General features: G+C 71.0%; 10 protein-coding genes. 6 read left to right on the top strand and 4 right to left on the bottom strand.

Annotated features, from left to right (window positions below; all coding sequences use genetic code 11):
• Positions 1-11: 11 nt before the first annotated feature.
• The 4 genes from ElP_RS36785 to ElP_RS36770 form a co-directional block, all read right to left on the bottom strand.
• Entirely contained in the window at positions 12-4,130 is a 4,119-nt protein-coding gene (locus ElP_RS36785) for a glycosyltransferase (protein ID WP_145279836.1), read from the bottom strand.
• Positions 4,131-4,246: 116 nt separating this feature from the next.
• On the bottom strand, positions 4,247-5,236 hold the full coding sequence (galE, locus tag ElP_RS36780) for a UDP-glucose 4-epimerase GalE (protein ID WP_145279833.1): 990 nt from the start codon (positions 5,234-5,236) through the stop codon (positions 4,247-4,249).
• 15 nt (positions 5,237-5,251) lie between these two features.
• Entirely contained in the window at positions 5,252-6,565 is a 1,314-nt protein-coding gene (locus tag ElP_RS40435; RefSeq protein WP_261344478.1) for an HAD-IIIA family hydrolase, read from the bottom strand.
• Between the two features lie 33 nt (positions 6,566-6,598).
• Complete coding sequence (locus ElP_RS36770) at positions 6,599-7,621, bottom strand: GHMP family kinase ATP-binding protein (RefSeq protein WP_145279831.1); 1,023 nt, start codon at positions 7,619-7,621, stop codon at positions 6,599-6,601.
• 300 nt (positions 7,622-7,921) lie between these two features.
• On the opposite strand from ElP_RS36770, the gene ElP_RS36765 reads away from it, so the two are divergent.
• From ElP_RS36765 to ElP_RS36740, 6 genes are all read left to right on the top strand, one after another.
• Positions 7,922-8,950, top strand: coding sequence for a hypothetical protein (locus ElP_RS36765; RefSeq protein WP_145279829.1), 1,029 nt, complete (start codon positions 7,922-7,924; stop codon positions 8,948-8,950).
• A gap of 54 nt (positions 8,951-9,004) precedes the next feature.
• Positions 9,005-9,781 carry a glycosyltransferase family 2 protein gene (locus ElP_RS36760; RefSeq protein ID WP_145279827.1) on the top strand — a complete coding sequence of 259 codons (777 nt, stop codon included), beginning with the start codon at positions 9,005-9,007 and terminating at the stop codon, positions 9,779-9,781.
• Between the two features lie 77 nt (positions 9,782-9,858).
• The gene (locus ElP_RS36755) at positions 9,859-11,130 is read left to right on the top strand and encodes a hypothetical protein (protein ID WP_145279825.1); all 1,272 of its coding nucleotides are present in this window, start codon (positions 9,859-9,861) and stop codon (positions 11,128-11,130) included.
• 184 nt (positions 11,131-11,314) lie between these two features.
• Positions 11,315-12,148 (top strand): methyltransferase domain-containing protein, encoded by an 834-nt coding sequence (locus tag ElP_RS36750; protein ID WP_145279823.1) that lies wholly within the window; start codon positions 11,315-11,317, stop codon positions 12,146-12,148.
• Between the two features lie 88 nt (positions 12,149-12,236).
• Positions 12,237-13,127, top strand: a complete 891-nt coding sequence (locus ElP_RS36745) for a phytanoyl-CoA dioxygenase family protein (protein WP_145279821.1) — start codon at positions 12,237-12,239, stop codon at positions 13,125-13,127.
• Between the two features lie 134 nt (positions 13,128-13,261).
• Positions 13,262-14,908 (top strand): class I SAM-dependent methyltransferase, encoded by a 1,647-nt coding sequence (locus ElP_RS36740; RefSeq protein ID WP_145279819.1) that lies wholly within the window; start codon positions 13,262-13,264, stop codon positions 14,906-14,908.
• The last annotated feature ends 266 nt before the right edge of the window (positions 14,909-15,174 follow it).

Below are 15,174 nucleotides of genomic sequence, written 5' to 3'. Positions count from 1 at the left end.
CCCCGAATCGCTCAGGCGGCCGACCGCAGGCCGTCGGCCGGGGCGACGGCGGGTGTGGCCGCGGCGACGGCTTCGAGGATGATCCGCTCATACATGCAGGCCATTTCCTCGAAGGTCGGCAGCAGCTCCAGGCGCAGCCGGGCGGCCTCGGCCAGGCGGAGGCGGAGGGCGTCGTCGTCCAGGAGGAGGCGGAGGTGCTCCTCCAGGGCGATGACGTCTCGGGGCTCGAAGGTCAGGGCGTTGATGCCCGGCTCCACCTGCTCGGCGATGCCGAAGACCGTCGTGGTGACGATCGGCAGGCCGAAGGCCATCGCCTCCAGGATCGTCCTCGGGTAGCTCTCGACCGAGGAGCAGCAGACGAAGACGTCGCTGGACCGGTAGTAGGGGAAGACCTGGTCGGTCTCGTCGACGAGCCGGATTGCGTCGGGGTAGGCGGAGGCCAGCCGTCTCAGGCCATCCAGGTAGGGGCTCGGCCGGCAACCGACGACGTAGAAGACGACGTCGTCCCGGCCCGATCGGAGCAGCTCGACGGCCGCCTCGACCAGATCTCGCTGCCCTTTACGCTCGCAGACCGTGCCGATGATCGTCACGACCTTCTTGCCCGGGGGCGCCCCGATGGCCTCGGCGGCGTCGCGGCGGGAGTGCCGGGCGAGGTAGCGGTCGATCGGGTCCCGGATCATCCCGAAGTGGACCGTCTCCAGGTTGTGCCGCCAGTTCAGGGGCTCGAACATCCTCCGGGTCGCGTGGGAGACGAAGAGGACGCGGTACGGGTCGCCGAAGGCGAGCAGGGCCGCCTCGGTCATCCCGGGGCCGAACTGGCGGAAGTAGGCCCGGCAGTCGGTGCTCTCGTGGACGCTCCAGAGCGACGGGAGTCCGGCCTCCCGGGCGGCGGAGATGGCGGCGAAGCCGTTGAGCGTGTTGGCCTGGACCAGGTCGAACCCCCGGGAACGGATCCAGTCGCCCAGCTCACGGGTCCCGATGCGGTAGCCATCGGGCTCGACGAGCCGTCGGAGCGGGTCATCAATCCGGTGGACCGGGATCCCCTCGGCCTCGTACGCCTGCGCCAGGGGGCCGTCCAGGGGAGAGGCGACCTCCGTCACCACCCGGCCGCGTTCCCGGAGCCGGACGGCCAGGTCGAGCAGGAACTTCGGCGCCCCCTCGTGGTTCAGGTTGTGGCTGACCATGAGCAGGCGGACCGGCTCCCGGAGGGTCCCCTCGGCCGGGGTCGATCGGCGGGTCCTCAGCGCGAACGACTCGTGGTTGCGGCCGAGGTTCGGGTTATGGTAGGGGTCCCGGGCCAGTCCCCAGATCTCCTTGTAGGCCAGGGGCTCTCGGGGGTCGTCGCCGGAGCCCCGGGATGCCCCTTCGACGAGGACCAGTTCGGCCCGGGGGGCGTAGACGATCCTGAGGCCGAGCCGCCCGAGCCTCAGGCAGAGGTCTATGTCGTTGTAGGCGACGGCGAACCGGTCCTCGTCAAAGCCGCCGACCCGGAGGAAAAGGTCGCGACGCATCAGCAAGCAGGCGGCGGTGACGGCCCCGTAGTTTCGGGCCACGACGGCGTAGGACTGGTAGCCATTGTCCCGACCCGGGGACAGCTTGAAGGCGTGCGCCGGCATGCCGTCGTTGACCGTCGTCAGCACCCCGGCGTGCTGCACCCGGCCGTCGGCCAGCAGCAGTCGACCCCCGACGGCCCCGACCCCCTCGATCCGGGAGTAGCCGACGAGCTGGCTGAGCCACTCGGGCCGGAGGACCTCGGTGTCGTCGTTCAGCAGCAGGATCAGCTCCCGGTCGTCCCCGAGGACACCAATCGCTTTATTGTTCACTTTATCATAACTAAATAATTTTCCTTCGTTGGGGATCCGGAGCACCCGGCAGCCCTCGGGGAGTGCGTCGAGGTAGGCGAGGGTCTCCGGGTCGTCGCTCTCATTATCGATGACGACGACCTCGTAGTTGCGGTACGAGGTGAGCGCCAGGATCGAGTCGATGCAGGGGCGGAGCAGATCGACCCGGTTCCTGGTCGGGATCAGGATGGAGACGCCCGGGCCGTCGTCCGGGAAATCCACCTGGAAGAGGCCCAGGTGCCCCCGCTCGGCGAACTCGGGCCGGGAGATCCGGCCGACGATCCCCCGACGGTCGAACGCCTCCTGGACCGCACGGATGCCCCGCTCGAACGCCTCGGGCTTGGCCGCCCCCGAGGAGGCGGTCGAGCCGGGCAGGCTCCTCCAGTGGTAGAGGATCTTCGGGACGTGGACGACCCGACTCGGACCGTCGGTCATCCGGAGGGCGAGGTCGTAGTCCTGGCACCCCTCGAACCCGATCCGGAAGCCGCCGATCGCCTCGAATCGGTCACGTCGCACGCAGAAGGCGTGGCTCAGGTACATGTAGGACAGCAACAACTCGGGGGACCAGTCCGGCTTGAACTGGGGGCTCGACCGTCGGCCGTGGACGTCGATCTTGTCGTCGTCGGAGTAGATCAGATCCGGCGAGTCGTGCCCGACGGCCGCGAGGGCCAGCTCGAGCAGGCAGTCGGGGGTCAGCTCGTCGTCCTGGTCGAGGAAGACGAGGTACTCGCCCCGGGCCATCCCGGCGGCGGCGTTGCTGGCGAGGCTGATGTTGCCGTTCTCGGGCAGGAAGCGGACCCGAATGCGGTCGTCGGTCGCCTCGTATCGCCGGAGGAGCCGACCGACGTGGGGACGGGGGGAGGCGTCGTCGGCGATGCAAAGCTCCCAGCTCGGATAGACCTGGGCCCGGACGCTCTCGATGGCCCGCTCCAGCCAGGCCTCGTCGATGTCGTAGACCGGCATGACCACAGACATCAATGGGCGCCGATCCATCCCGGCCAGGGCCCGCTCGGCCTCGAACCGGGAGCACTGGTTCCAGGCGTTGTTCTCGACCCAGATGTCGTACGGGGAGACCGGCTCCGGCAACTCGACCGGCGGTTCCTCCTCCGGCGTCGCCAACTGCGGCTCGGGAGGAACGGGGGCAGGCTCCGGATCCGGCTCCGGGGCGGGGAGCATCGCTCGGGGGACTTCGATCGGATCGGGACGCCCCCACAGCGCCCGGTCGATCAGGGCGAGGAGGCCTTCCCGTTTCCACAATCGGGCGGCCCGGGCCGCCAGCAGGACGCCCCGTTGGCGTCGGATCCCAGGCGGCGCGACCGATCGCGTCACGCGCCGGGCGGCCTGGGCCACCTTCCAGGCCAGGCTGCGTTCGACTTCGTCGAGCCGGGCCGCCAGGTCGGCGATCGTCATCGCCTGCTCGTGGGCCTGGGTCCAGAGGCCGTCGATCTTCGCATCGCGCCGGGAGACCTCCGCCTCCAGCCAGAGGACCGTCCGCTGCCGCTCCTCGAATCGATCTCTCATCCGAGCGAGGATCCGCTCGCGGTCCTCGAGCCTCCGGGTCAGCTCCCGGCCCGTCCGGTCCCGATCGGAGCCGGCGGCCGGGGGCCGGGGCTCGGCAGCGGCCCGGATCGAGACGAGCCGACCGAGGCCGGCGAAGTAGCCGAGGAGCCGGGAATGCTCCTCCCCCCAGTCTTCGAAGAGGGGCCGAAGCCGATCGGGGATCTCCCCGCCGACGGCCAGCATTCCCAGGCCGCCGCCATGGGGGAACTCGACGGCGGGGAACCGGTCCTTGACGCGGGTCCAGGCCCGTCGGGTACCCCCCGGGCGGTCGTCGGAACGGGTGCCGTGCAGCAAGGCGACACCCCGGGGGCTCATCTTCGGGAGCCAGTCGTCGAGAACGGCGACCGTGTCTCCCAGCAGGGGCGATCCCACCAGGTGGAGCAGGTCGACGGCGCCTTCCTCGAACCGGGCCAGTGCGTCCCCCGCCCCCCCCGGGACCAGCGTCGAGAATCGCCCGTATCGGAGATCGTGGTGCTCCCGGAGCCCGGTCGGGGGCCCCTGCCCCGGCCAGGATCCCACCGAGACGCCGGTCGAGGCCAGGCCCAGGGCCCGTACGGCCTGGCAGAAGGCGCAGTAGGAGAAGCCGTCGAGGGTGCCGATCTCGACGAAGGCGGCCGGCGTCAGCAGGTCGACCAGGAATCCGGCGATCGGGAAATGCTCATGCCAGGCTGACGGGCAGATCCGGTCGGGCGGGACCAGGCAGATCGGATGGTCGATCGGGTTGAACATAGCCGATTCCCGGGGGGCGGGGCCCGGTCCTGCCCGGTTCGGGCGGGGCCGGGAAATTTCAATGAATCAAATCACCAAAATTAATGGATCAATCCTTGGGATGAGCCAAGGCGAATTCACGACCGATCGCCGTAACCGTCGGGGTGACCACAGTGCCAGCGCCAGGCGGCCTCGACGATGGTCCGGATGTCCGATCGCCGGGGCGACCAGCCCAGTTCGCGGTTGATCTTCTCGGGGGTCGCGATCAGGACCGCCGGGTCCCCGGGACGCCTGGGGGCGACCCGATGAGGGATCGGCCGCCCGACGGACGCCTCGCAGGCCCGGAGCACCTCCAGGACGGTGGCGCCGGCCCCCGATCCGAGGTTATAGATCCGCCCCACCCCCGGGCCGATCGCCTCGACGGCCAGGCGATGGGCCTCGGCCAGGTCGTCGGTGTGGACGTAGTCCCGGACGCAGGTCCCGTCCCGGGTCGGCCAGTCGTCCCCGCAGATGTCCAGGGACGCTCGCCTGCCGGCGGCGACCTGGAGGGTCAGCGGGATCAGGTGGCTCTCGCAGCGGCGGTCCTCGCCGTGCTCGCCGCACTCGTCGGCGCCCGAGGCGTTGAAGTAGCGGAGGATGGCGTAGCCCAGCCCATAGGCCCGGGCGTAATCCATGATCATCCGTTCGGCTGCGAGCTTGGTCGTGCCGTAGGGGGTCTCGGGGAGCTGGGGGGCGTCCTCCGTCAGCGGCATCTCGGCCCGGAATCCGTAGGTAGCGGCGGTGCTGCTGAAGACGATCCGCGGGACACCGGCGTCTCGCATCGCGTCGAGGACGCTCTTGGTCCCCAGGACGTTGACCCGGTAGTAATTGTCCGGGTCGGCGATCGAGTCGGGGACTGAGGCCAGGGCGGCGAAGTGCATGACCGCCTCGGCCCGGTGGTCTCGGAGGGCCGAGGCGAGGCGGTCCCGGTCGAGGATGTCGCCGACGACCAGCCGGCCTTCGGGCACGGCCGACCGATTCCCCTCGGAGAGGTCGTCATAGGCGATCGGATCGTGGCCATGCCGGATCAACCATCGCAGGCAGGCGCCGCCGATGTAACCGGCGCCGCCGGTCAGCAGGATCTTCATCGGTACGAACTCCGATCACCCGGCCGCCCGACGGGCACCGGCCGGGTCGTCGAGGATGCGGTCGGCCGCCGCCGCCAGGTCATCGGCCACGTCGAATGAGATGGGCAGGCCGGCCTCACCCGGGGCGACCCCGAGGCCGGTCCGGACGAGGATGCTGCCGCGGCAACCCGCGTTGACGCCGGCCAGGACGTCGCTGATCGCGTCACCGATCATCCAGGATTCGTTCAGGTCCAGGCCGAGTCGTCCCGCGGCCCGGACCAGCATCCCCGGCCCCGGCTTGCGGTCGAACTGCTCGACCACGGTCCGATCCGGACCGACCGGCACGGCCGGGCAGGACTCGACGGCCGCCAGCATGATCCCCTCCCCCCAGAGTTGCCGGGCCAGTTCCTCGTGCACCCGGTCCAGGTCGTCGGGGGTCATCATCCCCCGGCCGACGGCCGACTGGTTCGTCGCCAGGACGCAGGCGAATCCGGCCTCGGCGAGCCTCCTCAAGGCGCCTGCGGCCCCCGGCAGGAGGCGGACCTCGGCCGGGTCTCGGAGGTAATGGACGTGCTCGATCACCGTGCCATCCCGATCGAGGAAGACGGCCGGGCGGGAGGTGATCGGCGGACGGCGTCCGAGGAGCACGGCGGGGGCATCCCGGCGGGCGAGGCGGAGGGCCTCATGGGTGCCGACATCCCGATGGTATCCGTGCCAGGGCCGGCCCCTCATCCGGCCGACGAGCCCGGGGAGGACGTCGAACCCGAGGTCGAACGCCCGCATCGAGGCGACCTCCCGGTAGAGGCCGGCGTCGAGTACGTAGACGCCGGCGTTGGCCAGGTCACCCCGGGGTAGCTCGGGCTTCTCGGCGAATGAGATGACCCGGGATTCGTCGGCCAGCTCGGCGACGCCACAGGCCCTGGGGTCGGGGGCCCGGAACAGGAGCATCGTGGCCGGGTCGGGGTGGGAGCGGTGGAAATCGAGCAGTGCGGCCAGGTCGACCGTGCTGAAGTTATCCGCATAGACGATCAGGACCTCGTCGACTCCATCGGCCAGGTCGACGTTGGCGGCCACCGTGCCGGCCGAGCCGAGCAGGATCGGCTCGAACGCCTCGGTCATCCGCAAGCGGCCCGATTCATCGACCCGCCGAATGAACGAGCGGACTTGATCGGCATGCGCATGGATGTTGACCCTGGCTTCCGAGATCCTCGCCGGGGCCAGGCGATCGACCCAGTGGTCGAGCAGGGGCCTGCCTGCGATCGGCACGAGGCACTTGGGGATCGAATCGGTCACGGGCCTCAATCGGGTCCCGAGCCCGCCGGCCAAGAGTAGCGCGTTGGTCTTTCCCACCGGTCCCGCCTTTCGGTTGCAAGGCCCCGTGCCTCAGGCGGCCGACGCCCCCGCGTCGAACCGGGAGGCCGGCCGGTCGTCCCGGACGTCACCGATGAAGATGTTCTGGCTGCCGTGTCGCGCGACGCGGAACGCCAGCTCCCGGGGGCGGCCCAGGGCCTCCCGGATCGAGCGGTGTCGCCAGGGGGGGGCGACGAGCATCAGGAAGCCGCCGCCCCCGGCGCCGAGCAACTTACCGCCCCGGGCGCCGTGGCGGCGGGCGGTTTCGTACCACTGGTCGACCCGATCGGAAGTGATCCCGAAGCCGAGCGATCGCTTCAGAGCCCAGCCCTCGTGCAGCTGGTCGGCGAACCCGTCGAGGTCGCCGGCGACCAGGGCATGTCGGCTTTCGTCGGCCAGGTCCCTCATGCGTCGGAGGGCGGGGAGGCGGTCGATCGTGCCGCCGGACTGCTCTCGGAGGATTCCGTCGGCGTCCCGGGTCTGGCCGGTGTAGAGCAGGAGCGTGCGGCGCTCCAGTTCGTCGACCACGCCATTCGGGCAGGGGACCGGCTCGACGTCGACGGTGTCATCCGGGTTGAATCGGATGTAATTGATCCCGCCGAAGGCGGCGGCATACTGGTCCTGCCGGCCGATCGGCTTGCCGAGCACGTCGATCTCGACCCGACAGGCCTCCTCGGCCACCTGCCGACGGCCGGCGACGCGACCGGCATGGGCGTGCAGCGCGGTCAGGAGCCCGACGGTCAGGCTGCTGCTCGACCCCAGGCCGGTTCCGGCCGGGACGTCGCCGATGGTGGTGACCTCCATCGGCTCGTCGACCTCGACCAGCCGCATCGCCTCCCGGACGAGCTCGTGCTGGACCTCGTCGACGGTCCGGGCGGTCTCGGTCCTGGAGTAGCTCACCCGGATCGTCGGCTCGAACCGGCGATGGAGGGTCACGTACATATGATGGTTGACGGTCGTGCTCAGGACCGCGCCGGGCTCCCGGCGGTAGAACGCCGGCAGGTCGGTCCCGCCGCCGGCGAAGCTGACCCGGAATGGCGTCTGGGAGATGATCATCGATCTCGGCTTCCTCGCCCCTGGCGCGGCCCCGTTCGTCGCCGCCGACCCGTCGGGTGCGGCGAGCGGGCCGGCGGCACGTTTACTCGCTCGCCCCGGGCCTGTCAATCGCGAGCGACGGGCCGCATCCTCCTCCTCCGCCGGGGGATTGCGATTGCAATTGACGGTTCTCGAACCGACATTTATGCTCCCGCCAATCCGGGCCCGACCTCCCCGGGGCGGCGACGCCGCTCCACGCCCGGGAGGGCCGGCCGTGGGGGGCGCAGGGACGTGCCCCGGGCGAGGACCAAGGAGCGGTTCATGGGATCGCAGGCATCCCCGGAGGCCATCGGGCCGACCGCCTCGAAGGCGCTGGTGCTCATTCCTGGCACGATCAATTATTTCTACAACACGACGGGCCGTCGCGTCTCCGAGGCCCTCACCGGGCTCGGCCTGCGCGTCGCGATCCGGACCCTCGCAGAGGCCGAGGCCGACGCCCGGCGGGGGGAAGAGCCGGCCGACCTCTGCATGGTGATGAACGTCGGCGAGGTCCTGCTCGGCGGCGGGGACCGAGACGCGGGGATCCGTCGACTCCGGGCGCTCGGCCCGTTCCGACTGCTGGCCAACGTGGGGCTCGACTCGGTCCGGACCCACTGGTTCGGCGACCTCTCCTCCTGGTGCGAGCGGGCCGGGGTCGGGACGATCCTCGACCTGGGCCTCGTGGACCAGTCGGATTGGGTCCCCCCGGGGATCGGGGTCTCCTACCGGTTCGTGCCCGACGGCCTGACCGCCTCGGAGTTCCGGGCGCTGGAGGCGGCCGCCGGCCGGGGTGACGACCGGCCGATCCCCTGGTCGTTCGTCGGCCACGTGACGGCCGATCGGGCCGGGTTCGTCGACCACCTGGTCAACGCCGTCGATCCTTCGGGCTTCGTCTACATGCCGCCGCTGGAGCCGTATACCGAGGCCGGCTCGCCGCACCTGAACCACGACCAGTTCCTCGCGGTCCTGGGCAAGTCGCGCTATCATATTTGGTGTTCCCACCACCCGTATTTTTACATGGAGCCCGAGCGGTTCCGGCTTTCGGTCCTCTCGGGGTGCGTGCCGATCAAGGCCCTGATCGACGGCCAGGAGCCCCCGGACGACGCCCCGCTCCGGCCGATGATGGTGCCCCAGGAGGAACTGTCCGAGGCGCTCCGCCCCGGCCGGGATGCCTGGTATCGCCGCCTGGCGACCGACGCCTATCGGCGGCGGTCGCTCTCGGCCGCCTTCGCCGGGGCGTTGGCGGATCTGGGGATCCGATGCCCGTCGGCCCGGACGCCGGCCGACCGGCCGTGGCCGCTGTCGGCCTGACGGCCGACCCGAGGCAATGCGACGAGACGCGGGGCGAATGGGGGGCGGAGTGTGATGGACCGAGACGGCGTGACGATCGTGATCCCGAATTGGAACCACGAGGTCTTCCTGCCCCGGTCGATCGCCTCGGGGCTGGCCGGCGTGGAGGCCATGCGCCGGTCCGGGGTGCCGAGCGAGCTGGTCGTCGTCGACGACCATTCCCGGGACGGCTCGGCCCCCTTGCTCCGCCAGCTCGAGGTGATCTACCGAGACCGGGGCCTCCGGGTCGCCTCCCACGCGCGCAACTCGGGCCTCGCCGCGGCCAGGAACCGGGGGCTGGACGAGGCGAGCTACCGATACGTCGTCTTCATGGACGCCGACAACGAGCTCGTCCCCGGGAACCTCGGCCTCTTGCACCGCTCCCTGAAGGAGACCGGGGCCGCCGCCGCCTTCGGCAACCTGCTGGCCCGGGAGCAGAACGCCCGGAGGGCCGGCTGGATGATCAGCAACGCCGGGATCCATCCGAAAATCTTCTCGGGGAACTACGTCGACGCGTTCTCGATGGTCGACCGCGTCCAGGTCCACGACTCCGGCCGCTACGACGCCTCCTGCTCGGCCCACGAGGATTACGAGCTCTGGCTGCACCTGGCGACCACCGGCCGGAGGATCCTCTTCGTGCCGGTCGTCTTCGGCTACTACTACATCGTGCCCAACTCCATGATCAAGGACACCGACCAGAACCACCGCATCAACGGCCGGATCCGGCGGATCTTCGACCAGGTCGGCGCCCGGCCGATGCTGCCGCTGGAGACCAACTGCCTGCGGTACCACCCCGACCTCGGATACCACTGACCCCGATTCGGATGGCGGCCGGGGGCGACGGGAGGACCGGTGGGGTCTGATCGATGAAGGCGACGGGAGCGCTCAGGATGAGCAAGCGACGGTCCGATGCGGAACTGCTGCCCTCGATCTCCTCGTCCTACCGGAGGGTGGCCGAGCACTTCGATCGGGCGGGCGACGGCCCGGGAATCGGGCCGCTCGACGCCCTGCTCGTCTCGCTCTACCTCGACTTCCGGGCCGATCGGATCGCCGTGGCCGACCTGGCCTCCGGGGCGACCCGGGGTGCCTCGACGCTGCTCGCCGCGACGCGCCGCACCGTCCGACTGGTCCGGATCCCCCGGGACGACGACGGGTCCGTCTCCGGCTGGCGGGCGGCGCTCCGGGACTCGATCGCCGAACTCGAGGCCCCCTGCCCCGTCGAGCCGATCGTCCCCGGGGTCCCGGGCTCGGCCTCGCCGGGGAGGATCGATTGCGAGGTGGCGATCGTCCACGCCGGCGGCCTGTCGCGCCGGGAGTTCTCCGACCGCCTCGACGAGGCCGGGCGGATCGCCGGGAAGGGGCCGGTGCTCGTCCTCGGGCTCGGCCCGACCGGACGCTGCGACGCCGTCGCCGAGCTGGTCTCGCGATCCGGCGACGGGGGGCCCAGCCGGCTGTCCCTCTTCCGGGAACTGGGCGGCATCCTCGGCGAGAGCGGGGTCGGGGTGCTCGCCGACGACCCGGACGCCGAGGCGACCACGCTCGGCCGGATCTCGGCGTTCTTCTCCGGCAACTTCGACTTCATCCGCCTGGTCGAGGGCGTCTGCCGGGCCGCGGTCGCCGCGTCGCAGCTCGACGAGTCGACCCGGCAGAAGCTCGTCCCGGGGAACTCGAGCGGCGGGATCGACATGGAGCGGGCCCTGGTCCTGCTGGCCGAGTCGGGCCGGGAACGCGATGCGCTGCGTCGCGACGTCGACCTCCTCCTGGAGCAGGTCTGGCAGCACCTCGACGAGCCGACCCGGCGGGAGATCGCCCCGGACGACCCGGGCGTCGGGATCGACGTCGATCGGGCGAAATTCCTGCTGGCCGAGTCGGGCCGACGGCGTAACGAACTCCGGGGCGATGTCGGCAACCTCCTGGAGCTCGTCTGGCGGCTCCGATGCGACGTCGACCACCTCCTGGAGCTCGTCTGGCGGCTCCGGCAGGAGCGGGACGGACTGACCAGGACGATCGAGGAGACGACGCTCGTCGCCCCGACGCCGTCGCCCTCGATCACCCGCCGGGCCGTCCGGGTCTGGCGTCGGGACGGTGTCGGCGGTTTGCTGCGGCAAATCCACCGGCGTGCCCGGGTCGCCGCCGGCCCCCGACACGCCGGGGGCCGCTGACCGGCCCCGCAGGGGTCGCGTCCCGTCCCGGGTGGGACAGGTCCCGGCCTCGAGCTCCCGGCGGTCGCAGGCGGGCCGGCTCGGCCCGTCGACCGTCCCGGGGCGTGACCCCCGCGAGATCCCCGGGCCGCAGCGGCGTGCTCCGACCGCCTCCGGCCCGTCTCCCCTTCGAGGATATTGTGAGATGACGCCCACCCCGGAACTCGATTGGTCGTCGCTGCTGGCCTGCCCGTCCTGCGGGGGCGGACTCCGCCGGGGTGACGAGGCGTGGTCCTGCACCCCCTGCGACCGCCGGTATCCGGTCGTGGCCGGCCGGCCGGTCTTCCGGGAAGGGGCCGACGATGTACCGATCATGCCCGAGGGGCACACCAGCAACCAGATCTCGCCGGAGATCCGCCGCTGGATCCGGGAACGAGGCGGGGTGGCGCTGAACATCGGCGCCGGGGGGACGGTCGAGAAGCTGCCCAACTGCGTCGAGTTCGAGTACACCATCTTCCGCCACACCGACGTCGTGGGGGACGCGCATCACCTGCCGTTCGCCTCGGGGACGTTCGACACGGTGGTGACCTTCAACACCTTCGAACACCTGCACGACCCCCCTCGGGCGGCGGCCGAGGTGCACCGCGTCCTCAGGCCGGGAGGCCGGCTGGTCCTGCAGACGGCCTTCCTCCAGCCGCTGCACGAGCCGCCGCACCACTACTACAACACGACCGAGTTCGGCCTCCGGCGCTGGTTCCGGGACTTCGAGATCACCGACCTCCGGGTGTCGGAGAACTTCAACCCGGCCTACGTGCTGGCCTGGCTCTCCAGCGCCCTGGACTGGGCCGCCCGGGGCGAGCTTGGCGCCGAGGCGGCCGAGACGCTGGGCAGGACGACGCTGGAGGATTGGCGGGCCTCCTGGGGGGATCCCTCTCGTCGCGAGGGCCCCGGCTGGGAGATCCTCCGGCGGTTGTCCCCGGAGATGCAGAAGGCCTTCGCCGCCGGCTTCCAGCTCGAGGCGACCAAGCCGGCCGCCTGAGCGTCGGCTCCCGATCCGGCCCCAGTCCCCACCCGCCAGAGACCCGATCCGATCCGTCCCCTTCCCCCATTCCAAGGAGCGTCGGCAGATGGCCATGACGACCACGTCGAGCGAAGTGCTGAGCGCGGAGCAGGTCGAGTCCTTCTTCGCCGAGGGCTACCTCATCGTCGAGAACCTGCTGACCGACGACGAGGTGGCGACGATCAACGACGGCGTCGACCGGGTCTGGTCCGACAAGTCGATCTACAACGGCGCCACCATCTCGGCCTACACGGGCAGCAGCAACTACCAGGAGACGTACCTCCGCTACCTGCCCGAATCGGCGAGGAACTACCAGTACAAGCTCAACCACCTGTATCTGCACGACCCGGCCACGCTGGGGATTCTACTGTCGGACAGGGTCCAGGGCATCGCCTCGCAGCTGCTCGAGGGGACCCCCTTGATGTTCAATGGGCTGAACTTCGAGAAGGGATCGGAGCAGCGCTTCCACTTCGACTCGCTGTACATGCCGCCCCGGGGATGGCACCGGATGGTCGCAATGTGGTTCGCCCTGGAGGACATCCTGCCCGGGGCCGGGGCGTTGCAGTACTACCCAAAGAGCCACCTGATCGAGCCGTACCGCTTCTCGCACGGCCAGATCTCCTTCATCCCCGACGAGATGCCGGGCTTCGACCGCTACATCGACGCCGAGATCGAGGCCCGGGGACTGCAGCCGCAGGTCTTCTTCCCCAAGAAAGGTGACATGTTCATCTGGCATTCCCAGCTCTACCACGGCGGATCGAAGATCTCCGACCCGACGTTGACGCGAAAGAGCATGGTCAACCACTTCTGGAGGGCCGAGGACTACCCGGCCGATCAGTGCTGGGAGGTCTCCCCGGGCCGCCTCCTGCTCCGCAAGGAATATATGTGCGTCGCCCCGAACTTCTGCGAGGACCGCGCCGGGGTGCGTGCGGTGGCCGAGCAGGCCGCGGCCGCCTGAGACCGGACCGGGCGGCGACGATCGCCGGCCCTCGCACCGAAGGCGGGCCCGCCCCCCACCGCGGGGCCGGGCTCGCCGCCGATCCCGCCCCGGCCCCCGGGCGGTCGAGCGTCCCGCCAATCGTGGAGCCTAGGATGCTGAACCTCCTCGACCACCCCGCCTGCTTCTCCCCTTCGGACCGGACGTGCCGGAGCTCCTGGGCCGAGCACTTCCCCTTCGCGGCGTACCTGATCGGCGCGACGAGGCCGGCGACCCTGGTGGAGCTGGGGACCCACGCCGGCTTCTCCTACTGCGGCTTCTGCCAGGTGGTCCGCTCGCTGAACCTGGAGGCCCGCTGCTTCGCCGTCGACACCTGGGAGGGGGACGAGCACAGCGGCAGCTACGGCCCCGAGGTCCTGGCCGAGCTGAGGGCGCACCACGACCCCCGATACGGCGGCATCTCGACGCTCCTGCAGGCCACCTTCGACGAGGCCCTGGGGCAGTTCCCGGACCGGTCGATCGACCTCTTACACATCGACGGATTCCACACCTACGACGCCGTCCGGCACGACTTCGACAGCTGGCTGCCGAAGCTCAGCCGCCGGGGGGTCGTCCTGCTGCACGACACCAACGTCCGGGAGCGGGACTTCGGCGTCTGGCGATTCTGGCTGGAGGTCCGGGACCGCTACCCGAGCTTCGAGTTCATCCACGGCCACGGCCTGGGGGTGCTGGCCGTCGGCGAGGAGATCCCCGAGGGCCTGCTCCCCCTGCTCCAGGCCGACGACCGGGAGGCGGCGCTGATCCGGCTGGCCTTCTCCCGGCTCGGCAGCTACCACAGCCTGACGCTGTTGAAGTCACTGGGAGAGGAGCACTCCCGACAGTTGGGCCGCCGGGCCGCCGAGCTGGCCGACCGCCTGGCCGAGCGCGACCGCCACGCCGCGTCGCTGGCCGACCGCCTGGCCGAGTTGGAGGGGCACATCGCCCGGCAGGACGAGCACATCGCCGGCCACCTCGCGCACGCCTCGGACCAGGCCGCCCACGTCGCCCGCCAGGACGAGCACATCGCCCGGATCGACCAGCACGCCGCCGGGCTGCTCGACCAGGTCGCCGAATTGCAGCGGCACATCGCCCGGCAGGACGGGCACATCGCCAACCACCTCGCGCACGCCTCGGACCAGGCCGCCCACATCGCCCGGCAGGACGGGCACATCGCCAACCACCTCGCGCACGCCTCGGACCAGGCCGCCCACATCGCCCGCCAGGACGGGCACATCGCCGGCCACCTCGCGCACGCCTCGGGGCAGGACGAGCACATCGCCCGGATCGACCAGCACGCCGCCGGGCTGCTCGACCAGGTCGCCGAATTGCAGCGGCACATCGCCCGCCAGGACGGGCTGCTCGCCGGCCTGGGAACCGCGGTGGATGCCCTCGACGGCCGCCTGGCCGGGCTCGCCGCCGCGATGGACGAGGGTCGTCGGGCGGAGCGGGAGGACGCCCTCCGGATGTCCCGCTGGCAGGAGTCGGAGGTCGCCGCCCGGGACATCCGGATTGCCGAGCTCTGGGAACTCGCCCGGAGGCAGGAGGACCGGATCGCGTCCCTCTCCGCCGAGCTCGAAGCCCGGGGCCGCCCGGCGAGGAACCCGATCCAGCTCGCCTCGGCCGCCTCCCGACGACTCTCCTCGGCGCTGGCCGACCTGCGATCGCGCCTCCGGCCGGGGGGGACTCCCGTCCCCGATGCCCTCGCCGGGGAGACGACGGCCGTCGAGGATGGGTCCGACCCCGACCTGCGACGGGTCGCCTGACCGCGGGCCGGGCACGGGACTCGGACCCCCGAGGCGGGGCCGACCGGACCAATCCTCCGGTGAGGGTCGGCCCTCCCGGTCGCCGCCTCGGGCGCATTCACGAGCCTCGTCGGATCCCGGACCGGCCCCGGGGAATCACCGGGACCGACGCCCCTTGCGCCCGATCGGAGGGGCACCTTCCCCCCGCCTCCCGGTCCATGGACTCCCACCCTTCCCGACATCCCGACCGACTCCGTGCGCGCGCCCCGGATCGTCGAGTGACGGTC

Source organism: Tautonia plasticadhaerens (assembly GCF_007752535.1).
In the GTDB taxonomy this organism is placed as follows: Bacteria; Planctomycetota; Planctomycetia; order Isosphaerales; family Isosphaeraceae; genus Tautonia; species Tautonia plasticadhaerens.
The sequence above is the reverse complement of the archived record's forward strand: the minus strand, read 5'-3'. Positions and strand labels throughout refer to the sequence as shown.